Here is a 19,899-nt window from a genome sequence, read left to right as displayed (position 1 = left end):
TCGGCGGGCGTCTCGTGCCCGCCCCGCCGGAGCGCCTACCGTGAAGCCGTGATTCTCGTACGGTACGCAGCGCAGCGCCATGTCGGCGGCGACCCCTCGGCGGGCATCGAATCCCTGCACGCCTTCTCCTTCGGGCGCTTCTACGATCCGGACAATCTGCGCTTCGGCGCGGTCCTCGCCTGCAACGAGGAGCGGCTCGAACCCGGCGCCGGGTTCGACGAGCACCCGCACAGTCACACGGAGATCGTCAGCTGGGTCGTCGAGGGCGAGCTGACGCACCGCGACTCGGCCGGACACTCCACCGTCGTACGGCCGGGGGACGTCCAGCGGCTCAGCTCGGCCGCCGGGGTGCGGCATGTGGAGCGCAATGACGGCGACCGGCCGCTGGTCTTCGTGCAGATGTGGCTCGCGCCGCTGGAGCCGGGCGGCGAGCCCGCGTACGAGGTCGTACGGGGCATTGCCGACTCCACGCCGTACGCCCTGCCGGGGGCCGGGGCCATGCTGCACGTGCGGCGCCTGCGGGACGGCGAGCGTTCGGCCGTGCCGGACGCCCGCCATGTGTACGTCCACGTGGTGCGCGGTGAGGTACGGATCGACGGCGCGGACGACCGTGCGGACAGCGGTGCGGACGGCGCGGCGGGGCCCGCGCTGGGGCCCGGCGACTCGGCGCGGATCACGGACGCGGAAGGGCTCGGACTGACGTCGGGCCCGGCGGCGGAGGTACTGCTCTGGGAGATGTCGGGCTGAGCGTCCGGGCCGAGGGCTCCGGACGGCGGCTCAGGCCGACAGCTCGGCGAGGACGGCGTCGGTGAACGGCGGCCAGGCCTCGACCGCCCACGGCCCGAAGTCCCGGTCGGCCAGCGCCACACAGGCCGCCCCCGCGTCCGGATCGACCCACAGGAACGTACCGGACTGCCCGAAGTGCCCGAAGGTGCGCGGCGAGGACGAGGTGCCCGTCCAGTGCGGGGACTTGGTGTTCCGGATCTCCACGCCGAGACCCCAGTCGTTGTTCTTCTGGAAGCCGTAGCCCGGCAGCACCCCGGACAGCCCGGGATGGACCACCGTCATCGCCTCCAGCACGGTGCGCGCGTCCAGCAGCCGGGGGGCCTGGAGCTCGGCGGCGAACCGCGTCAGATCGTCGACGGTCGAGACCGCGTCCCTGGCCGGCGACCCGCCCTCGGGCAGCGCGGTCGAGGCCATGCCGAGCGGCTCGAACACGGCCTCGCGGAGATAGTCGGCGAACGCGATCCCGGTGGCCTTGGCGATGTGTTCGCCGAGCAGTTCGAAGCCCGCGTTGGAGTAGAGCCTTCGGGTGCCCGGCGCGTTGGCCACGCGGTGTTCGTCGAAGGCGAGACCGCTGGTGTGCGCGAGCAGATGACGGACGGTGGACCCCTCGGGCCCGGCCGGCTCGTCCAGCTCGACGGCTCCCTCCTCGTACGCCACCAGCGCCGCGTACGCGGCCAGCGGCTTGGTCACGGAGGCGAGCGGAAAGCGCCGCGCCGTCGGGCCGTACGACCCGACGACGGTGCCGTCCGCGCGTACGACGGCGGCCGCGGCGTTCGTCACCGGCCAGTTCTCTGTCATCGCCAGGCTCTGCATGGCTACGAGGTTAGCGAGAGCGTCAGCCGCATCGAGGGGTCGGGGGTACGGACGAAGCCGAGGGACGCGTACAGCGGTTCGCCCTCGCGGGACGCGCGGAGATCGACCCTCCGGACGCCACGGGTCCGGTACCAGTCGAGGAGCGCCTCCACGCAGGCCCGCGAGTAGCCGCGACGGCGCAGGTCCGGGTCGGTGGCGACGCTGAAGACATAGCCGGTGGTGCCCGTGGGGTTGCCGGGGCTGCCGAGCCGGTACTCGATCGTGCCGACCGCGCACGCGGCCAGCCCGCCCGGCGGTCCGGGACGGTCCACGACGCAGGCCATCAGATCGCCGCCGGGACCCGTGAGCCTCTCGCGCAGGGACCGCTCCGCGGCGGGCTGCCAGCCGATGTCCGGATCAGGACCCCGGTGCGAGTCGAGCATCACCTTCCGCAGACGGACCAGTTCGGCGGCGTCGCCGGGGACGGCGGGGCGTGCGAGGTTCATGCGACGGGAGACTAATCCGCGGCCGCCGGAAACTCGCCGACTTTTCCGCTTGCTTCGAGTGCACTCGAAGGATCTAGCGTTGACGGTATGACGCTGACGGAGAGCACCCCCGTACGGACGGCCCGCGTGGACGACTGCGCAGCGGCGCCGCGCCCGCATCCGCGGCCCGACGGGGCGGCGCGCTACACGATCAGCGAGGTCGCCGCCTTCACCGGACTCTCGGCGCACACCCTGCGCTGGTACGAGCGCATCGGCCTCATGCCGCATGTGGACCGCTCCCACACGGGGCAGCGCCGTTTCAGCAACAAGGACCTGGACTGGCTCGCCTTCGTGGGCAAGCTGCGGCTCACGGGCATGCCCGTGGCGGACATGGTCCGGTACGCCGAGCTGATCAGGGCAGGCGAGGACACGTTCGAGGAGCGGCAGGAGCTGCTGGAACGGACACGCCGTGATGTCCACCGGCGGATCGCGGAGCTACAGGACACTGTCGCCGTACTCGACCACAAGATCAGCTTTTACGCGGGCGCCCGCAAGGCGTCGGAGAGGGTCTGAACCCCGATGAGTGACAGCAAGATCGAGAAGGTGCGGCTCGGAACCGGCGGACCGGAGGTCGGTGCCCAGGGGCTCGGCTGCATGGGCATGAGCCAGTCCTACGGACCGACGGACGCCGACGAGGCGCGGGCCACGCTGGAACGCGCCCTGGAGCTGGGCGTGACGCTGTACGACACGGCGGACGTCTACGGGGCCGGGGAGAACGAGAAGTTCATCGCGCCGTTCGTCCGGGAGCACCGGGACGAGATCGTCCTCGCCACCAAGTTCGCCCTGAGCGTCGACCCGGCCGACCCCACCAAGCGGACGATCCGCAACGACGCGCCCTATATCCGCCAGTGCGTCGAGGGAAGCCTGCGCCGCCTCGGCGTCGACCACATCGACCTCTACTACATGCACCGGCGCGATGTGAACGTCCCCATCGAGGAGACGGTCGGCGCGATGGCCGAGCTGGTGCGCGAGGGCAAGGTCACCCACCTCGGGCTGAGCGAGGTCACCGGCGGCGAGCTGCGGGCCGCGCAGGCCGTGCATCCGATCGCCGCCCTCCAGTCGGAGTGGTCGCTGTTCAGCCGCGACATCGAGGCGAACGCCGTACCGGCCGCCGCCGAGCTGGGCGTCGCGCTCGTGCCGTACTCCCCGCTCGGCCGGGGCTTTCTGACCGGCGCGTTCGTCCACGCCGACCAGGAGCTGGGCGCCGACGACTTCCGCCGCCAGCAGCCCCGTTTCACCGGTGCCAACGCCGCCGCGAACGCCGCGCTGCTCGACCCGGTACGCAAGATCGCCGAGGGCAGGAACGCGACGCCGGGGCAGGTCGCGCTGGCCTGGGTGCAGCAGCAGGCCGGGGTGCACGGGCTGACCGTCGTACCGATCCCGGGTACCCGCAAGCGCGGCCGGATCGAGGAGAACACCGCCGCCACGCGGCTCATCCTCACCGAGAGCGAAATGCGGCTGCTGGAGCCGATCGCGGGCCAGGTGGCCGGCGGCCGGTACACCGACATGTCGTTCACCTCGGCCGGCCGCGAGTAACCGGCCGCGGGCGGCGGAGCGGTCCGACGCCCCGCACGGGCCGGGACCGGACCGGCGCTCACGCCAGGCCCAGTGCGAAGACCGCGAAGCCCGCCGCCAGCAGCCCCGCTGCCGCGCGGCGGGCCTTCGACGCGCGCGTCCCGGTCTGCCACGGGGCGTCGAAGCGGCGCGCGTACCACCCGATGAGGACGAGCAGCGTCGCGAAGAGCGGCATCCAGGTCAGCCGGGCCACGATCCAGCCGAGCGAGTCGGGGGACGTCGTCAGGCCGGCCACCGGCCCGAGGAAGGACGCGGGCACGGCGGCGGCGAGCATCGCCGTCTGGTGCCAGCACAGGATCGTCATCGCGCACAGATTGATGACGACGACCGGCGCCCACAGCGCGGGCCTGCTCAGCAGCCGCCCGATCCGGTCGCGCAACAGGATCGCCGCACCGCTCTGCGCGGCGGCGAGGGCGAGCACCAGCAGGGACGGCGGATGCGAGTTGGTACGGGTCTCGCCGGGCACACCGACCATCGAGGCCGGGTAGTGGAAGACGACCAGCAGCGCGGCGAAGAGCAGCGTGCCGCCGATGAGCAGGACACGCGCCCCGCGCCGGCCGATCCGGCCCTCGCCCCAGGAGACTCCGAGCTGATACGCGAACAGCCAGCCGGGGAGGATGTTCACCATGCTCAGCCAGGACGGCATGGTGTCGGCGTAGGGGCCGTAGCGCAGGACATCGACGACGGCGACCGAGACCAGCAGGGGAGCGGCGGCCCAGCCGCCCATCGTGTGTGCGGCGCGCACACAGTACGGGGTCAGCGCGGTGACGACCGTATAGACCCCGACGAACCACAGGGGCTGGATCACCAGCGTCGACCCGGTGCGCAGGGTGGTTTCGGGCACGCCGAGCGCGTAGAGCAGCGGCACCGCCGCCGCCCAGACGGCCGTCACCCCGAGGACGGGCCTGCCGAGCCGCACCACGCGCTGCCGGAGCCAGGCGGCGGTCGTGGAGGTCCTTCTGCGGTACGAGAGCACGGAGGCGTATCCGCCGACCAGGAAGAAGATGCCCAGCATCTGGAGCACCCAGCTGACCGGCGCGAAGCCGCCGAAGGCGGCGAGCGGGCTGGCGTTGTGCAGCGCGCCGCCGGCGTCCAGGGTGAAGCCGCCGAGCAGCCAGTGACCGGTGGGTACGGCGAGCAGCGCGAGCGCGCGCAGCCCGTCGATCGCGCGGTCGCGGTGGGCGGGGGTCCGTGCCTCGATCTTCTCGATCGTGCTGGCGAGCGTCGTCATCATCGGGCCTCTCCCTGGGTGATCCGGCCCTGGGCGATGGCGGCGAAGGCGCGGAGCGAGTCCGTGCCGGGAGCGAAGTAGCCGGTGTGGCCCTCGGCCAGTTCGGCGGGCACCCGGCGGGCGCCGAAGGCCGGAGCGGCCGGATCCTGGCCATGGCCCAGGCCCGCGATCTCGACATGGGGGACCTTGGAGATCCAGTCGGAGGAGTCCTTGGCGGCCCAGACCCGTGCGCCGGTATGGAGGTCCGCCCTGTGTCCGGCCCGCATGCCAGGGGCGCCGAGCACCACGATGTCGGTGGCGTTCACCTCGGAGGCGGCGAGCCCGCACACCACGGCGCCGTAGCTGTGGCAGAACAGCGCGGGCTTCCCGGCCCCGGCCGCCGTGAGCCCCTGGGTGAACCGGGCCAGCCGGCCGGCCCCCGCCTCGGCGAGATCGCCGGTGGCCACGTCGAGCCCGAACCCGACGGGGGTGGTGTAACCGGCCCACGCGATCACGGCGGTACGCCCGCCCGTGGCGGCCCGCAGCGAGGCGGCCATGCCGGCGGGGGTGCCGTACGGATCGTTCGTACGGTCGAAGGTCGCCGCGTCGATGTCCGAACCCGGAACGACGACGGACACATGGCGGGCGGTCGCCAGATCCCCGTACACCTCGGCGACCTGGCCCCGGCCGCGCGGGTCGAAGGCGAGGATCCGCCGGCCGGGCTCGGCGAGCCGCTCGTACCGGGGGTCGTGCTCGGCCCGTATCGCGCGGGAGTTGGCCTCGTAGCGCAGTGCGACCGGCGCTCCGTCGAGATTGCCGACGACCAGCGGATGGCGGCGGACGAGCCGCTCGCTCTGACCGGGCGTCAGCGTGGCGAAGAAGCGGGCCACTTGGCCGGGCGTGGCGCTCGCCGGGTCGGGCAGTGCCCGGCCGAGCGAGTCGTCCGCGCGCCAGGCGGCGCTTCCCACGGGCGGTCCCGTGACGGCGCGTTGACTGCTGCCGGAGGCCCAGCCCGCTGTTCCCCCGACCATGGTCGTCGCCAGTGCGGCGGCGACCAGGGTCCTCGTGTAGCGGCGCATTCCCGTCTCCTTCTTCCCGCTCGTCCCTGTGGTGGCGAGGAGGAAGGTAGGAAGAGGGTGGGTGGCCGGACGTCACACCGGAGAGCCAACCGCCATGTCATACCGGGGTAGCGGGGGTGCCGGTCCGTGCCGGTGCCGAGGGGTGTGCGGGGCCGCGCCGGTGCGGAGAGGCGTGCAGGCCGTGCCGGTGCGCGGGCTGTGCCGGGTCGTGCCGGTGTGCTCGGGATGTGCGGGGCCGTGCCGCTGCGCGGTGCTGTACGGAAGCCCCCGGGCCGGACGTGTCAGGCGTCGCCCGGGGTGACCAGGCCCGACTCGTACGCGAAGATCACCGCTTGCGCGCGGTCACGCAGCGACAGCTTCGACAGGACACGGCCGATATGGGTCTTCACCGTCTGCTCGGCGACCACGAGATGATCGGCGATCTCCTGGTTGGACAGCCCCCGGGCGATCAGTTCGAGCACCTCGGTCTCCCGGGGTGTCAGGCCGCGCAGCCGCAGCGAGGGGTCCTTGCGGCCACGGGCCGGGCGCTGCTGGGCGAAGTCGGCGATCAGCCGCCGGGTCACGGACGGCGCGAGCAGCGCCTCACCCGCCGCGACGATCCGTACCGCCGCGATGAGATCGGCCGGCGGCGCGTCCTTGAGCAGGAAGCCCGACGCACCGGCGCGCAGCGCCTCGTAGACATAGTCGTCGACATCGAAGGTGGTCAGCATCAGCACCTTCGGCAGGTGCGTCACCCCCGTCGGCGGGTTCAGCAGTTCGCGGGCGGCGGCGAGTCCGTCCATCTCCGGCATCCGGACGTCCATCAGGACCACATCCGGGTGGACGGAGCGGCTCACCTCGATGCCCCGGCGGCCGTCGGGTGCCTCACCCACCACATCGATATCGGCTTGCGCCGACAGCAGAGCGGCGAACCCCGCGCGCACCATGGCCTGGTCGTCGACGATGATCACGCGGATGGTCAAGGAGCGTCCTTCTGGGCCGGACCGGCCGGGCCGGTGGAGTAGGTGGAGTCGATGGGGGCACTGGGGCCGGCGGATTCCGTGGAGCCGCCGGAAGGGGCGGACGCGGCGGACGCGGCCGGCGGAGCGGATGCGGCAGGCGGAACGGGCGCGGCCGCCGGGGCGTTCGCGTCGGTCAGCGGGAGCCGTGCGGCGACCCGGAAACCACCGTCCGGCAGCGGTCCGGTGTCGAGCGTGCCGCCGGTCAACCGTACGCGCTCGCGCATACCGATCAGGCCATGGCCCGTTCCGCTGGTCTCCAGCGGTGAAGTGCGTTCGGCGCCGGGGCCGTTGACGATCAGGACGGTCAGCCAGTCGCCGTCGGAGACCACCGAGACCCGGGTCGTCGCGCCGGACGCGTGGCGCACGACATTGGCGAGCGCCTCCTGCACGATCCGGTACGCGGAGAGGTCCACGGCCGGCGGGACGGGCCCCAGCTCGGCGGGGAGCGACACCTCGGCCGGCACCCCCGCCCGTACCGTCGCCTCGACCAGCTGCTGCACCCGGTCGAGGCCGGGCTGCGGGGTGCGCTCGCTCTCCGTACCGTCGCTGCGGAGGACCGTGAGCAGCCGTCGCATCTCGGTCAGGGACTCCCGCGCGCTCGCCGCGATGGTGGAGAACTCCTCGCGCGCGGAGTCCGGCAGTCCGTGGATCCGGTACGGAGCCGAGTCCGCCTGGACCGTGATCACCGACATGTGGTGGGCCACCACATCGTGCAGCTCACGGGCGATACGGGCGCGCTCCTCCAGCAGGGTGCGCCGGGAGCGCTCGGCCTCGCTGATGGTCTCCTGCTCCACCAGCCTGCGCTGGGCGTCGCCCCGTTCCCGCAGCGCCGCCGTCACGACGAGGACGACGCCGCTCAGGACGAACAGCAGCAGATGGGTGCCGTCGCTGCGGTTCTGCGAGATCAGCTCGAAGAAGAACCCGGCCGCGCCGGTCGCCAGCCAGACCGCGAGCAGGGTACGGCGTGATTCGCGCAGCCCCAGGCAGATCATCAGCACCAGATAGCCGACGATCACCGTGGGGGGCCATGGCCAGGAGCGGCCCGCGAGACCTTCCGCGCTCTGGAGCAGGATCGCGCCCACGACATCGGCGGTGAAGATGATCCACCAGGCCTGGAGGGGCCGGCTCACGGCGAGCAGCAGCGGCGCGGTCTGCGCGGTGGCCAGCGCCCCTGACCAGCCGCCGCCGAGCCGGTAGTCCCCCACGAGGACCGTGGTGGTGGTCGGCAGCAGGCTCACGGCGAAGCCGAAGAGCACCACGTACGGCGCGAACCGCTGCCACCGCTTGGGCGCCCGCGCGAACAGCGGTTCGGTGGACTGCGCCGGCGTGCGCAGCGCACCGAAGAGAGCGCGCGCCGCGTCACGCCACGGGGCGGGGCGCGGTGGCGAGGGCGGCGACGACGGCCGGGGAGGCGACGAGGGACGCGGCGGGGCGGCCGGCCGGGGCGGCGGCGATGCGGGGGTACTCATGACCCGTTCAGCCTAAGCAGCACCGTACGGCCCGGCGTCATACCGAGGAGTCGGTCCTGATGTCATACCGCGGTATGACGCCATGGTCCGGCGCGGGCGCTACTCCGGACGTGCCCGTCCAGATCACAGCTCCGCCAGCAGTTCGGCCTTCTTCGCGCTGAACTCGTCGTCCGTCACCAGGCCCGCGCGGTGCAGCTCGCCGAGGTGCCGGATCCGCTCCGCCACCTCGGCCGGGGCGCGGCGGGCCGGAGTCACGGCGTGGACCGGAACGGCGGCGCGGCCCGTCGCCGCCGCCTGGACCGCCTCAAGCACCGCCGCCGCGAACGGCAGCGACTCGTGCACCGGTCCGTAACCCGGCCCGAAGACGACGGTCGCCGGGTCGTGGTCCGCCGGGGCGGGCCGCGGCGGCCGCGCCGAGCACGGGTCGTCGCGCCGCAGCAGCCGCAGATAGCCGTCGAAGCGTTCCGGGGAGCGCCACTCGACGCCTCGCAGCTCGCCGACCGGAAGAATCTGGTCGCCCGCCTTCCACTTGGCGGAGGAGGCGCCCGTCCAGAACCAGCGGAAGGACACCCGGTCGCCGTCGAAGGACGCCTTCGCGTCGTACGCCTTGAACTGGAGCGGTGGCTCCGGCGCGGTCACCAGATAGCGCTCGGCGGGCTCTTGGCCGTCCCGTACGCCCCCGGTCCCGGTGCCCGTCCCGCGGACCCGGGCGAGCGAGGCCCGCAGCTCGTCCGCGTAGTACTCGGCGAGGGTCTCGCGCTCGGCCGGCAGCAGCAGCCGGTACGGATCGCCGCTCGCTCTCAGCTGCCCGGCCGCCGCTTCCGTGAGCGGGTCGGCGCCGGCGCGCGGCACAGCGTGCAGCACCACCGTCCCGCGTCTGCCGGGAGTGAGCGTCACCGATGACAACGCCTCGTGGGGGACGCGGCGTTCGCCCAGCGCCTGAAAGAGCTTCGGCGTCCGGATCCCCCGTTGGAAGCGGATGAGCACGGAGTCGCTTTCGAACTCCCAGGTGGCATGGATCCCCTGAAGCACATCACCCATGTGCTTCATCGTAGGCGGCGGGCGCCCGCGCGTCGCCTGCCCCAACGGGGGAATTCTACGCGCGTCAGCTCGGAGGTCCGCCCTCGCGCCGTCCCCGGCCGTCGGTTCTCAGTCGGTGTCCGCGATGCCGCTCCGGCAGGTGTCGGCGCCGTCCGCGCAGCTCACCGCGGGGTAGGAACCCACGCCGATCTCCGCGAAGTTGTCGAGGCTCTCCGTGCCCGGCCGGAAGTAGCCGGCGTGACCGATCGCCCCGCGCGCCGAGATCACCCGTGCCCCGAAGCCCCGGGCCACCGGATCGGCGCCGTGGCCGAGACCGCCGACCGCCATATAGGGGACGTCCTGGATCCAGTCGTCACGGTCCCGCGTGGCCCACACACGCGCCCGCGTGCGCAGCTGCGCGGCGTTGCCGACCCGCATCCCGGGACTGCCCGCGACCGCCACGTCCGTCACCCTGCCCGGCAGGGCGTGCGCGGCGACGCCGCACAGCACGGAGCCGTAGCTGTGGCAGAAGAGCGAGACCCGCGACGTCCCCGGCAGCGCGGCGGTCAGAGCGGTGAGCCGTACGGCACCGTCCTCCGCCAGCTTGCCGATCGCCGCGTCCACACCGAGACCGGCGGGCGCGGTGTAGTCGGCCCAGGCGATGACGGCGGTGCGGGTGTCCGCGTCGGCGCTCCGCTCGGCGGAGAACAGCGACTCGGCCATGCCCGCCGGCGCGCTGTACCAGCGGTTGGTCCGCTCGAACGTCAGCACGTTGGTGTCGACTCCGGGAACGATGACGGAGACGCGTTCCGCGCGGTCGAGGTCGCCGAGGACCTCGGCCGCCCGGCCTTTGCCCGACGGATCGAACGCGAGGATCTGCCGGTCGTCGCCGAGCATCGACTCGAACCGGTTCATCCGGCGCCCCGCTTGCCGCCGGCCGTCGTCGGACAGTCTGGTGTCGCGCATGCGGCGCTCCTCCACCGTGCGCGCCCGCATCAGGGCGATCCGGTTGGCGCGGTACCGCAGGGTGACGGGGGCGCCGTTCAGGTTGCCCACGACCAGCGGGTACCTGGCGGCCAGCCGTTCCTGCTGTCCTCGGGTGAGGGAGGCGAAGAACGCGGCCAGCCGCTTCGGCGACGCGTCGGGACTCGGCAGATGGCGGACGCCTATCCGGCCCCTTTCCCACGCGCTGAGGGCGAGCTTCAGGGGCTCACCGGGACCGCGCCGGTTCGCCACGGCTGTCCAGCCGGTGGATGTCAGCATCACGAACACGACGGCGAGAGCGAGGAGAGCGCGCCATGCGTTGAGGGTGGGTGAGGAGTCGAAGGAAGTCACTACCGCTCAGCCTAGGACGAGCGCGGAGGCCCTCGTGACGAGGGTGAGTCAGCTCACGCGCCAAGGAGGATTGGACCGAGAGTAACCGCACCGAACGCCTAGGCGGCGCTACGCTCCGGCGCGTCGCGCGGCTGTCGTCAGGCGGGTCCGCGTTCCGTATCGCGCTGCGGCGTCCGCCAGTTCCCGGCGAGTGCGGGGCTCAGCTGGTCGAGATGGGCCCTGGTGATCTCCTGGAGCGCCTCCACGCGGGCGTCCCGGCCCTGTCCCCAGAGCCGGCCGGTCACCCGCATGACGCCGGTGAACGCGGCGACGGCGACCCGCGGCCGTGGATCGGTGTTCACGTCCAGGCCCTCGCGGTCCGCGATCAGTTGGGCGATCCCCTCCTCCAGCTCCGCGGTGCGCCGGAGATGAACGGCGATCAGGGCCGGAGTCGACTCGATCAACAGGCAGGTGCGCAGATACAGCTCGACCGGGACGATGGCTTCGAGTGCCTCGCTGACGGAGTCCCAGGCCGACTCGACGGCGTTGCGCATCGCCTCGAACGGGGTCTCCTCGGCGGGCCGGGCACGCAGCGAGTCGAAGAACTTGTTCTCGACCAGGTCCACGACGGCGAAGGCGGCCTCCTCCTTGCTGGCGAAATAGCGGAAGAAGGTGCGCTGGGACACCTCTACGGCGTCCGTGATCTCATCGATGGTGGTCTGTTCGTACCCCTGGGTGGTGAACAGTTCGAGCGCCACCCGCAGCAGGGCCTCCCGGGTACGGCGCTTTTTGCGGGCACGCAACCCGACGATCGTGTTCTGCCCGGGGACCAACGCAATATCCTCATTCCACTGCTTTTTACTACTTTTTGTTGTTCAGTTTCAGTGTGGCTGTGAGCCACGTGACAGTTACTTGCTTACGAAATGGTTTGTCAACTGTCAGTGGCTGACACTAACGTTCGCGGTATGACTAGTCAGACCACTGTCGACAAGGCGCCGCCTTCGCCGGAACCCGCGGGGCCGACGACGTCCAAGGGGCTGCGCGGCCACCCCTGGCTCACGCTGTTCTCCGTGGCGATCGGCATCATGATGGTGGCGCTCGACGGCACCATTGTCGCGATCGCGAACCCTGCCATTCAGAAGGACCTCGGCGCCACTTTCGCCGATGTGCAGTGGATAACCAACGGCTACTTCCTCGCGCTCGCCGTGGCGCTGATCACCGCGGGCAAGCTCGGAGACCGGTTCGGTCACCGTCAGACCTTCCTCATCGGCGTCATCGGGTTCGCCGCCTCCTCGGGGGCCATCGGCCTGTCCGACAGCATCTCCCTCGTGATCATCTTCCGGGTGCTCCAGGGGCTGTTCGGCGCCCTGCTGATGCCGGCCGCGCTCGGTCTGCTGCGCGCCGCCTTCCCCGCCGAGAAGCTCAATATGGCCATCGGTATCTGGGGCATGGTCATCGGTGCCTCCACCGCGGGCGGCCCCATCCTGGGCGGCGTGCTGGTCGAGCACGTCAGCTGGCAGTCGGTCTTCTTCATCAATGTGCCGATCGGCGTGATCGCCCTGATCGTCGGCGGGCTGATCCTGCTGGACCACCGGGCGGAGAACGCCCCGAGGTCCTTCGACATCCTCGGCATCGTGCTGCTCTCAGGGGCCATGTTCTGTCTGGTCTGGGCGATCATCAAGGCGCCCGTCTGGGGCTGGGGCGACGGCAAGACCTGGCTCTTCATGGGCGCCGCCATCCTCTCCTTCGTGCTCTTCGCCTTCTGGGAGACGAAGGTCAAGGAACCGCTCGTACCGCTGGCGCTCTTCCGCTCCGTACCGCTCTCCGCCGGTGTCGTGCTGATGACACTGATGGCGATCGCCTTCCTGGGCGGCCTTTTCTTCGTCACCTTCTATCTCCAGAACGTGCACGGCATGAGCCCGGTCGACAGCGGTCTCCATATCCTGCCGCTCACCGGCATGATGATCGTCGGCTCGCCCCTCGCGGGCATGCTGATCACCAAGACGGGGCCGCGGATCCCGCTGGCCGGCGGCATGGCGCTGACCGCGGTCGCCATGTTCGGCATGTCCACCCTGGAGACCGGCACCAGCAGCTTCACCATGTCGATCTGGTTCGCGCTGCTCGGCCTCGGCCTGGCGCCGGTCATGGTCGGCGCGACCGAGGTCATCGTGGGCAACGCCCCGATGGAGCTGTCCGGGGTGGCGGGCGGAATCCAGCAGTCCGCCATGCAGATCGGCGGCAGCCTCGGTACGGCCGTACTCGGCGCCGTCATGGCCTCCAAGGTCTCCAACGACCTGCCCGGCAACTGGACCGGAGCCGGTCTGCCGCCGCTCAGCCCCGCGCAGGCCGAGCAGGCCGCCGAGGCGGTCCAGGTCGGGGTGGCTCCGGTGGCGCCGGGCACGCCCGCCGCGATCGCCGAGAAGATCACGGACGTCGCGCACGACACCTTCATGTCGGGAATGGGGCTGGCCTCCCTCGTCGCGGCCGGTGTCGCGGTGGTGGCGGTCTTCGTCGCCCTGCTGACGAAGCGCGGCAGCAACGCGGACGCCGCGGGCGCGGGGGTGCACATCTGACGTCAGCCCCAGGCTGACCCGACGTCAACTCAGCGCCCACGACAGCCCCGCCGGAACCTTCCGGCGGGGCTGTCGCCTATCCGGGTGGACGCCGTGGTTTCCCCTTCCCATGGCCAAGCGCCGCAGGTCAGAGTGCGGTTGACCGATTTCGCACCACACACGGGGACCGACCCATATGCGCAAGACCACACTCACAGCCATGTCCGCCGGGGCGCTGGCCGTCGCCGCCCTGCTGCCTGCGACCGTCGCCGAGGCGGCGCCGCCCCGCCTCGGCGACTGCGCCACCGGCGAGTTGTGCCTCTGGCCGAAGGAGGACTTCCGGGGCGCGCGGCAGACGTACGAGCTGTCGGCCACCGACATCGACAGCTGTGTGCCGCTCCCGGCGGGCACCAGCGCGCAGTCGCTGGCCAACCGCACAGGGCGGAACGTGACCACCTATCAGTCCGCCGAGTGCGCGGAGACGGGGGAGTTCGAGACGTACCCGGGCAAGGGCAGCTGGATGCCGCGGTCGCCGTACCGGGTACGGGCCTTCAAGATCTGGGAGCGCTGACCGGACCGGGAAGGTACGGAAAGGGCGGACCGTGAACGGCCGGACCGGAAAGGCCGGACCGTGAGAGAGCGGAGGGCGGCCGGACCCCTGGGTCCCGCCGCCCTCCGGCTGTCTCAGGCGTCGCCGCCGGCCGCGCCCGGGTCGGCCGCCGAGGCGTCCAGCAGCTGGTAGCGGTCCACCGCCTGCTTCAGCACCGAACGGTCGACCTTGCCCTCCTTGGCCAGCTCGGTGAGCACGCCGAGCACGATCGACTGCGCGTCGATGTGGAAGAAGCGACGGGCCGCGCCGCGCGTGTCCGCGAACCCGAAGCCGTCCGCGCCCAGCGACTGGTACGTGCCGGGAACCCAGCGCGCGATCTGATCCGGTACCGATCGCATCCAGTCGGAAACCGCCACGAACGGTCCCTCCGCACCGGACAGCTTCTGGGTCACATACGGGACGCGCTGGTCCTCCTCCGGGTGCAGCAGATTGTGCCGCTCCACCTCGACGGCCTCACGGCGCAGCTCGTTCCAGGACGTCGCCGACCAGACATCGGCCCGTACGTTCCACTCCTCGGCGAGGAGCCGCTGAGCCTCCAGCGCCCAGGGCACCGCCACACCGGACGCCATGATCTGCGCCGGGATCGAGCCCCGCTCACCGCGCCGGTAGCGGTGGATCCCCTTGAGGATGCCCTCCACGTCCACATCGGCGGGCTCGGCAGGGTGCTGGATCGGCTCGTTGTAGACGGTGAGGTAGTAGAAGACGTCCTCGCTGTCGGGGCCGTACATCCGGCGCAGACCGTCCTGGACGATATGCGCGATCTCGAAGCCGTAGGCGGGGTCGTACGCGACACAGCCCGGGTTCGTCGAGGCCAGCAGATGCGAATGGCCATCCGCGTGCTGAAGCCCCTCACCGGTCAGGGTCGTACGTCCGGCGGTCGCGCCCAGTACGAACCCGCGCGCGAGCTGGTCGGCCATCTGCCAGAACTGGTCGCCGGTCCGCTGGAAACCGAACATCGAGTAGAAGACATAGACCGGGATCAACGGTTCGCCATGCGTGGCGTACGCCGAGCCCGCCGCGATGAGCGAGGCCGTGCAGCCCGCCTCGGAGATGCCGTCGTGCAGCATCTGGCCGGTCGGCGACTCCTTGTACGCGAGCAGCAGCTCACGGTCCACGGACTCGTACTGCTGGCCCAGCGGGTTGTAGATCTTGGCGCTCGGGAAGAACGAGTCCATACCGAACGTGCGGTACTCGTCCGGCGCGATCAGCACGAAGCGCCTGCCGATCTCCTTGTCCCGCATCAGGTCCTTGAGCAGCCGGACGAACGCCATGGTGGTGGCGATCGACTGCTGGCCCGAGCCCTTCTTCACCGCCGCGTAGGTCTTGTCCCCCGGCAGGTTCAGCGGCTTCGCCCGTACGACCCGGGTCGGTACGTACCCGCCCAGCGACTTACGGCGGTCATGCATGTACTGGATCTCTTCCGAGTCCCGGCCGGGGTGGTAGTACGGCGGCGCGCCGTCCTCCAGCTCCTTGTCCGCGATCGGCAGATGCAGCCGGTCGCGGAAGCCCTTGAGGTCCGAGACCGTCAGCTTCTTCATCTGGTGGGTCGCGTTGCGGCCCTCGAAGTTCGGCCCCAGCGTCCAGCCCTTGACGGTCTGCGCCAGGATCACCGTCGGCTGGCCCTTGTGGGCCTTGGCCGCCGCGTACGCCGCGTAGACCTTCCTGTGGTCGTGACCGCCGCGGCCCAGGTGCAGGATCTGGTCGTCGGTCATGTTCTCGACCATGGCGCGCAGCCGCTGGTCGTCGCCGAAGAAGTGTTCACGGATGTACGCGCCGGTCTCGGTGGCGTACGTCTGGAATTGCCCGTCCGGCGTGGTGTTCAGCCGGTTGACCAGCACACCGTCCCTGTCCTGCGCGAGCAGCGGATCCCAGGAGCGGTCCCAGACCAGCTTGATGACGTTCCAGCCGGCGCCGCGGAACTGCGACTCCAGCTCCTGGATGATCTTGCCGTTGCCGCGCACGGGACCGTCGAGACGCTGGAGATTGCAGTTCACGACGAAGGTCAGATTGTCCAGGCCCTCACGGGCGGCGATGGACAGCTGGCCCAGCGACTCGGGCTCGTCCATCTCGCCGTCGCCGAGGTACGCCCAGACATGCGAGGAGGAGGTGTCGGCGATGCCGCGCGCCTCCATATAGCGGTTCATCCGGGCCTGGTAGATCGCGCCGAGGGGGCCGAGGCCCATCGAGACGGTCGGGAACTCCCAGAAGTCCGGCATCAGCCGCGGGTGCGGATAGCTGGACAGGCCGTACGGAGCCTTCGACTTCTCCTGGCGGAACGCGTCGAGCTGCGTCTCGCTCAGCCGGTCGAGCAGGAAGGCGCGGGCGTAGATACCGGGGGAGGCATGGCCCTGGAAGAAGATCTGGTCGCCGCCGTCACCGCCGTCCTTGCCCCGGAAGAAGTGGTTGAAGCCCACGTCGTAAAGGGAGGCGGAGGAGGCGAAGGTGGCGATATGGCCGCCGACGCCGATCCCCGGGCGCTGCGCGCGCGACACCATCACGGCCGCGTTCCAGCGGGTCGCGTTGAGGATCTTGCGTTCGGTCTCCTCGTTGCCGGGGAAGAACGGCTCGTCCTTGGTGGCGATGGTGTTGACGTAGTCCGAGCTGCGCATCTCCGGCACAGCCACACGCTTCTCGCGCGCCCGCTCGATCAGTCGGAGCATCAGATAACGGGCGCGCTCACGGCCGCGCTCGTCGACAGCGGCGTCGAGCGAGTCGAGCCACTCCTGGGTCTCTTCGGGATCAAAGTCCGGGACCTGGCTGGGAAGGCCGCCAATGATGATCGGGTTGCGATCGGATCCGGAAGCCACGCTTTTCCTTCGCTGTTTGGGTCGTATCGTGCCCTGCACGCGATCGCTGCGGTGCACGCCGTCGGGTTACTGCTGCTACGCGGGCCCGGGACCTGGGTGTCTCACCGGAGCCCCCGGGGCACGGGCACGTACGCCGCCCTCCATCGTGTACCGCGGCGGCGGAAACGTCATCTCTACCGAGCGGTAACCCGTGCTCCACGGGAAAATACCGCGCCCGTGCCGGGATTCCACGGTGGTCAAATCGCAACCTTACGCCCACTCCGGCCATGCGTTTCGTTCGGTCGTTCGGACCTGATTGACGTACCGAAGCGGCATAACATGGCAGAGGATGAGAAAACGTACGGCCTGTGTCACAGGGTGCGAGGTCGAAGTGACAGGAGATGCGACGAAGGAGCCCGGAACGTCACCGTTTCGGCGGTCTCGGCGGCCGGGTACTTGCGCGATCCGCCCCGCCCGTGTGGACAATGGCCAATGCCCCGCGTACGCGCGGCCGAAGCATTTATCCGAAACATGATCAGGAGGCAATCCGTGAGCGCGACCGCGGACCACGCGGAGGAACGAACCAACCTCGCCGCACGGCTTGGGTTCGAACCCGGACAGGTGGTCCAGGAGCTCGGCTACGACGACGACGTCGACCAGGAGCTCCGCGAGTCCATCGAGGCCGTCATCGGCCAGGACCTTGTCGACGAGGACTACGACGACGTGGCCGACGCCGTCGTCCTGTGGTTCCGTGACGAGGACGGCGACCTTACGGACGCGCTGGTGGACGCCATCGGTTTGATCGAAGACGGCGGAGTGGTCTGGCTGCTGACGCCCAAGACCGGCCGTGACGGCTACGTCGAACCGAGCGACATCAGCGAGGCGGCCCAGACCTCGGGCCTGTCCCAGACCAAGAGCGTGAGCGCCGGCAAGGACTGGACCGGCGGCCGTCTCGTCACTCCCAAGGCGGCGAAGACCAAGCGCTGACTCCGAGCGCCGAGCGCGCAAGACGCAGCAGCCGACAGCGAGCAGCCCGAGCTGCGAGCAGCCTTGAGGGCCCCCGCCGACTCCGATCGGCGGGGGCCCTGTGCGTAGGGTGGTCGGGAGACAGTCAGAGCCACAGCCTTCGAAAGGACGTGCATCCATGGCGATCGAGGTCGGCGCCCCCGCCCCGGACTTCGAACTGAAGGACAACCACGGGCGGACCGTGCGACTGTCCGACTTCCGCCGCTCCGAGGACGGTGCGGACAGCGGCAAGAACGTGGTGCTGCTCTTCTACCCCTTCGCCTTCACCGGTGTGTGCACCGGTGAGCTGTGCGCCCTGCGCGACGAGCTGCCCTCGTTCGTCAACGAGGACACCCAGCTGCTCGCCGTCTCGAACGACTCCATCCACACCCTGCGCGTCTTCGGCGAGCAGGAGGGCCTGGAGTACCCGCTCCTGTCGGACTTCTGGCCGCACGGCGCGGTCTCGCGCGCGTACGGCGTCTTCGACGAGGAGAAGGGGTGCGCGGTGCGCGGGACCTTCATCATCGACAAGGACGGCGTCGTGCGCTGGACGGTCGTCAACGGTCTGCCGGACGCCAGGGATCTCGACGAGTACGTCAAGGCGCTCGCCGCGCTCTGACCGGTCCGCCCCATCCGGACCGGCACCCCGAAATCGCGCGGCGACGGGGAACCGGTCACTAGGATCCAGTCGTTGATCCGATGCCAACGCCTCAGGGGACGCGCGACCCGCGGCAGCAGCCGCAGAGCCGGGCCGCCGGCCCCGAGAAACCAAAGGGAGGACTCGTGGGAGTCAGCCTCAGCAAGGGCGGAAACGTCTCGCTGACCAAGGCCGCGCCCAACCTGACCGCGGTCACCGTGGGTCTGGGCTGGGACGTCCGTACGACCACCGGCAGTGACTTCGACCTCGACGCCAGCGCCCTGCTGACGAACGCCGAGGGCAAGGTCGCCGTCGACGGGAACTTCATCTTCTTCAACAACCTGAAGAGCCCCGACGGATCCGTCGAGCACACCGGTGACAACCTCACCGGTGAGGGCGAGGGCGACGACGAGGCGATCAAGGTCAATCTGGCCGCGGTCCCCGCCGACGTGGAGAAGATCGTGTTCCCCGTCTCGATCTACGAGGCGGAGAGCCGCCAGCAGTCCTTCGGCCAGGTGCGCAACGCGTTCATCCGCGTGGTCAACCAGGCCGACAACAACGAACTCGCCCGGTACGACCTGAGCGAGGACGCCTCGACGGAGACCGCCATGGTCTTCGGCGAGCTGTACCGCAACGGCGCGGAGTGGAAGTTCCGCGCCATCGGTCAGGGGTACGCCTCGGGCCTGCGCGGTATCGCACAGGACTTCGGCGTCAACGTCTGAACCGCCGGGCCTGTCCCCACCGGACACGCCTGGGTATCTTCGAGCACGGCGCCGCACGCTCAGTGCGGCGCCGTACGCGTCTCGCATGCGGGGTGGTACGCGTCTCGCATCGGTACGGGCACGAGCCGCATGAACAGGGTTTGAACGGGCAGGACGTCAGGCGCGTCCTGCCCGCAGGACGGCAGCACATCATTTCGGGGAGGACTCACCATCATGGGCGTCACACTCGCCAAGGGAGGCAATGTCTCCCTCTCCAAGGCCGCACCCAACCTCACCCAGGTGTTGGTAGGGCTCGGCTGGGACGCGCGCTCCACCACCGGAGCCGACTTCGACCTCGACGCCAGCGCGCTTCTCTGCCAGTCGGGCCGGGTGCTCGGCGATGAATGGTTCATTTTCTACAACAATCTGACCAGTCCGGACGGATCCGTGGAGCACACCGGTGACAATCTGACCGGTGAGGGCGACGGCGACGACGAATCCCTGCTGGTCGACCTCTCCAAGGTGCCTGCTCACTGCGACAAGATCGTCTTTCCTGTCTCGATCCATGACGCGGACAATCGCGGTCAGACGTTCGGGCAGGTCAGTAACGCGTTCATCCGCGTGGCCAACCAGGCCGACGGCCAGGAGCTCGCTCGCTACGACCTCAGCGAGGACGCCTCCACCGAAACCGCGATGATCTTCGGCGAGCTCTACCGCTATGGCGCCGAGTGGAAGTTCCGGGCGGTGGGACAGGGGTACGCGTCAGGGCTGCGGGGCATCGCTCTAGACTTCGGGGTCAACGTTTCGTAAAGCAGTG

General features: G+C 70.4%; 19 protein-coding genes. 9 read left to right on the top strand and 10 right to left on the bottom strand.

What is annotated here, in order from left to right:
• Positions 1 to 48 precede the first annotated feature (48 nt).
• The gene (locus tag ACZ7LS_RS02290; RefSeq protein WP_382664332.1) at positions 49 to 747 is read left to right on the top strand and encodes a pirin family protein; all 699 of its coding nucleotides are present in this window, start codon (positions 49 to 51) and stop codon (positions 745 to 747) included.
• Positions 748 to 777: 30 nt separating this feature from the next.
• Here ACZ7LS_RS02290 and ACZ7LS_RS02285 read toward each other — a convergent pair whose 3' ends face one another.
• Entirely contained in the window at positions 778 to 1,599 is an 822-nt protein-coding gene (locus tag ACZ7LS_RS02285) for a serine hydrolase domain-containing protein (RefSeq protein ID WP_382518260.1), read from the bottom strand.
• A gap of 2 nt (positions 1,600 to 1,601) precedes the next feature.
• Entirely contained in the window at positions 1,602 to 2,084 is a 483-nt protein-coding gene (locus tag ACZ7LS_RS02280) for a GNAT family N-acetyltransferase (protein WP_382664328.1), read from the bottom strand.
• An 87-nt stretch (positions 2,085 to 2,171) separates the two neighbouring features.
• Between ACZ7LS_RS02280 and ACZ7LS_RS02275 the strand changes: the two genes are divergently transcribed.
• A complete protein-coding gene (locus ACZ7LS_RS02275; RefSeq protein ID WP_382518266.1) occupies positions 2,172 to 2,636 on the top strand; it encodes a MerR family transcriptional regulator in 465 nt (154 codons plus the stop codon).
• Between the two features lie 6 nt (positions 2,637 to 2,642).
• On the top strand, positions 2,643 to 3,659 hold the full coding sequence (locus ACZ7LS_RS02270; protein WP_382518269.1) for an aldo/keto reductase: 1,017 nt from the start codon (positions 2,643 to 2,645) through the stop codon (positions 3,657 to 3,659).
• Positions 3,660 to 3,717: 58 nt separating this feature from the next.
• Here ACZ7LS_RS02270 and ACZ7LS_RS02265 read toward each other — a convergent pair whose 3' ends face one another.
• From ACZ7LS_RS02265 to ACZ7LS_RS02235, 7 genes are all read right to left on the bottom strand, one after another.
• Positions 3,718 to 4,929: an acyltransferase family protein gene (locus ACZ7LS_RS02265; protein WP_385130179.1), complete on the bottom strand. Its 1,212-nt coding sequence runs from the start codon at positions 4,927 to 4,929 to the stop codon at positions 3,718 to 3,720.
• Entirely contained in the window at positions 4,929 to 5,987 is a 1,059-nt protein-coding gene (locus ACZ7LS_RS02260; RefSeq protein ID WP_385129992.1) for an alpha/beta hydrolase, read from the bottom strand. The genes ACZ7LS_RS02265 and ACZ7LS_RS02260 overlap by 1 nt, the downstream gene beginning before the upstream one ends.
• Before the next feature lie 281 nt (positions 5,988 to 6,268).
• Complete coding sequence (locus ACZ7LS_RS02255) at positions 6,269 to 6,949, bottom strand: response regulator (protein ID WP_382518274.1); 681 nt, start codon at positions 6,947 to 6,949, stop codon at positions 6,269 to 6,271.
• Complete coding sequence (locus ACZ7LS_RS02250) at positions 6,946 to 8,457, bottom strand: sensor histidine kinase (RefSeq protein ID WP_385129994.1); 1,512 nt, start codon at positions 8,455 to 8,457, stop codon at positions 6,946 to 6,948. Before ACZ7LS_RS02250 ends, ACZ7LS_RS02255 begins: the two co-directional genes overlap by 4 nt.
• A gap of 123 nt (positions 8,458 to 8,580) precedes the next feature.
• Positions 8,581 to 9,498, bottom strand: a complete 918-nt coding sequence (locus ACZ7LS_RS02245) for a DUF4429 domain-containing protein (protein WP_382518279.1) — start codon at positions 9,496 to 9,498, stop codon at positions 8,581 to 8,583.
• Between the two features lie 108 nt (positions 9,499 to 9,606).
• On the bottom strand, positions 9,607 to 10,812 hold the full coding sequence (locus tag ACZ7LS_RS02240) for an alpha/beta hydrolase (RefSeq protein WP_385129996.1): 1,206 nt from the start codon (positions 10,810 to 10,812) through the stop codon (positions 9,607 to 9,609).
• A 137-nt stretch (positions 10,813 to 10,949) separates the two neighbouring features.
• Positions 10,950 to 11,603: a TetR/AcrR family transcriptional regulator gene (locus tag ACZ7LS_RS02235; protein WP_382968169.1), complete on the bottom strand. Its 654-nt coding sequence runs from the start codon at positions 11,601 to 11,603 to the stop codon at positions 10,950 to 10,952.
• A gap of 153 nt (positions 11,604 to 11,756) precedes the next feature.
• On the opposite strand from ACZ7LS_RS02235, the gene ACZ7LS_RS02230 reads away from it, so the two are divergent.
• Entirely contained in the window at positions 11,757 to 13,364 is a 1,608-nt protein-coding gene (locus ACZ7LS_RS02230) for an MFS transporter (RefSeq protein ID WP_382518285.1), read from the top strand.
• 175 nt (positions 13,365 to 13,539) lie between these two features.
• A complete protein-coding gene (locus ACZ7LS_RS02225; RefSeq protein WP_382518288.1) occupies positions 13,540 to 13,914 on the top strand; it encodes a peptidase inhibitor family I36 protein in 375 nt (124 codons plus the stop codon).
• Between the two features lie 113 nt (positions 13,915 to 14,027).
• On the opposite strand, the gene aceE is transcribed toward ACZ7LS_RS02225, so the two are convergent.
• Positions 14,028 to 16,760 (bottom strand): pyruvate dehydrogenase (acetyl-transferring), homodimeric type, encoded by a 2,733-nt coding sequence (aceE, locus tag ACZ7LS_RS02220; protein ID WP_382518291.1) that lies wholly within the window; start codon positions 16,758 to 16,760, stop codon positions 14,028 to 14,030.
• Positions 16,761 to 17,288: 528 nt separating this feature from the next.
• Between aceE and ACZ7LS_RS02215 the strand changes: the two genes are divergently transcribed.
• The 4 genes from ACZ7LS_RS02215 to ACZ7LS_RS02200 all read left to right on the top strand — a co-directional run bounded on the left by ACZ7LS_RS02215 (position 17,289) and on the right by ACZ7LS_RS02200 (position 19,892).
• Positions 17,289 to 17,726, top strand: coding sequence for a DUF3052 domain-containing protein (locus ACZ7LS_RS02215; RefSeq protein WP_030352588.1), 438 nt, complete (start codon positions 17,289 to 17,291; stop codon positions 17,724 to 17,726).
• A 157-nt stretch (positions 17,727 to 17,883) separates the two neighbouring features.
• On the top strand, positions 17,884 to 18,363 hold the full coding sequence (locus tag ACZ7LS_RS02210) for a peroxiredoxin (protein WP_382518295.1): 480 nt from the start codon (positions 17,884 to 17,886) through the stop codon (positions 18,361 to 18,363).
• Positions 18,364 to 18,527: 164 nt separating this feature from the next.
• A complete protein-coding gene (locus ACZ7LS_RS02205) occupies positions 18,528 to 19,103 on the top strand; it encodes a TerD family protein (protein WP_030352590.1) in 576 nt (191 codons plus the stop codon).
• Positions 19,104 to 19,316: 213 nt separating this feature from the next.
• Positions 19,317 to 19,892, top strand: coding sequence for a TerD family protein (locus ACZ7LS_RS02200; protein ID WP_129768711.1), 576 nt, complete (start codon positions 19,317 to 19,319; stop codon positions 19,890 to 19,892).
• Positions 19,893 to 19,899 lie beyond the last annotated feature (7 nt).

The organism is Streptomyces sp. NPDC039430, assembly GCF_055639435.1.
The sequence above is the reverse complement of the archived record's forward strand: the minus strand, read 5'-3'. Positions and strand labels throughout refer to the sequence as shown.

Coding starts and splice junctions, on each gene's coding strand:
- ACZ7LS_RS02285 (WP_382518260.1), bottom strand. CDS start 1,599: ATGCAGAGCCTGGCGATGACAGAGAACTGGCCGGTGACGAACGCCGCG.
- ACZ7LS_RS02280 (WP_382664328.1), bottom strand. CDS start 2,084: ATGAACCTCGCACGCCCCGCCGTCCCCGGCGACGCCGCCGAACTGGTC.
- ACZ7LS_RS02275 (WP_382518266.1), top strand. CDS start 2,172: ATGACGCTGACGGAGAGCACCCCCGTACGGACGGCCCGCGTGGACGAC.
- ACZ7LS_RS02270 (WP_382518269.1), top strand. CDS start 2,643: ATGAGTGACAGCAAGATCGAGAAGGTGCGGCTCGGAACCGGCGGACCG.
- ACZ7LS_RS02265 (WP_385130179.1), bottom strand. CDS start 4,929: ATGACGACGCTCGCCAGCACGATCGAGAAGATCGAGGCACGGACCCCC.
- ACZ7LS_RS02260 (WP_385129992.1), bottom strand. CDS start 5,987: ATGCGCCGCTACACGAGGACCCTGGTCGCCGCCGCACTGGCGACGACC.
- ACZ7LS_RS02250 (WP_385129994.1), bottom strand. CDS start 8,457: ATGAGTACCCCCGCATCGCCGCCGCCCCGGCCGGCCGCCCCGCCGCGT.
- ACZ7LS_RS02245 (WP_382518279.1), bottom strand. CDS start 9,498: ATGGGTGATGTGCTTCAGGGGATCCATGCCACCTGGGAGTTCGAAAGC.
- ACZ7LS_RS02230 (WP_382518285.1), top strand. CDS start 11,757: ATGACTAGTCAGACCACTGTCGACAAGGCGCCGCCTTCGCCGGAACCC.
- ACZ7LS_RS02225 (WP_382518288.1), top strand. CDS start 13,540: ATGCGCAAGACCACACTCACAGCCATGTCCGCCGGGGCGCTGGCCGTC.
- ACZ7LS_RS02210 (WP_382518295.1), top strand. CDS start 17,884: ATGGCGATCGAGGTCGGCGCCCCCGCCCCGGACTTCGAACTGAAGGAC.
- ACZ7LS_RS02200 (WP_129768711.1), top strand. CDS start 19,317: ATGGGCGTCACACTCGCCAAGGGAGGCAATGTCTCCCTCTCCAAGGCC.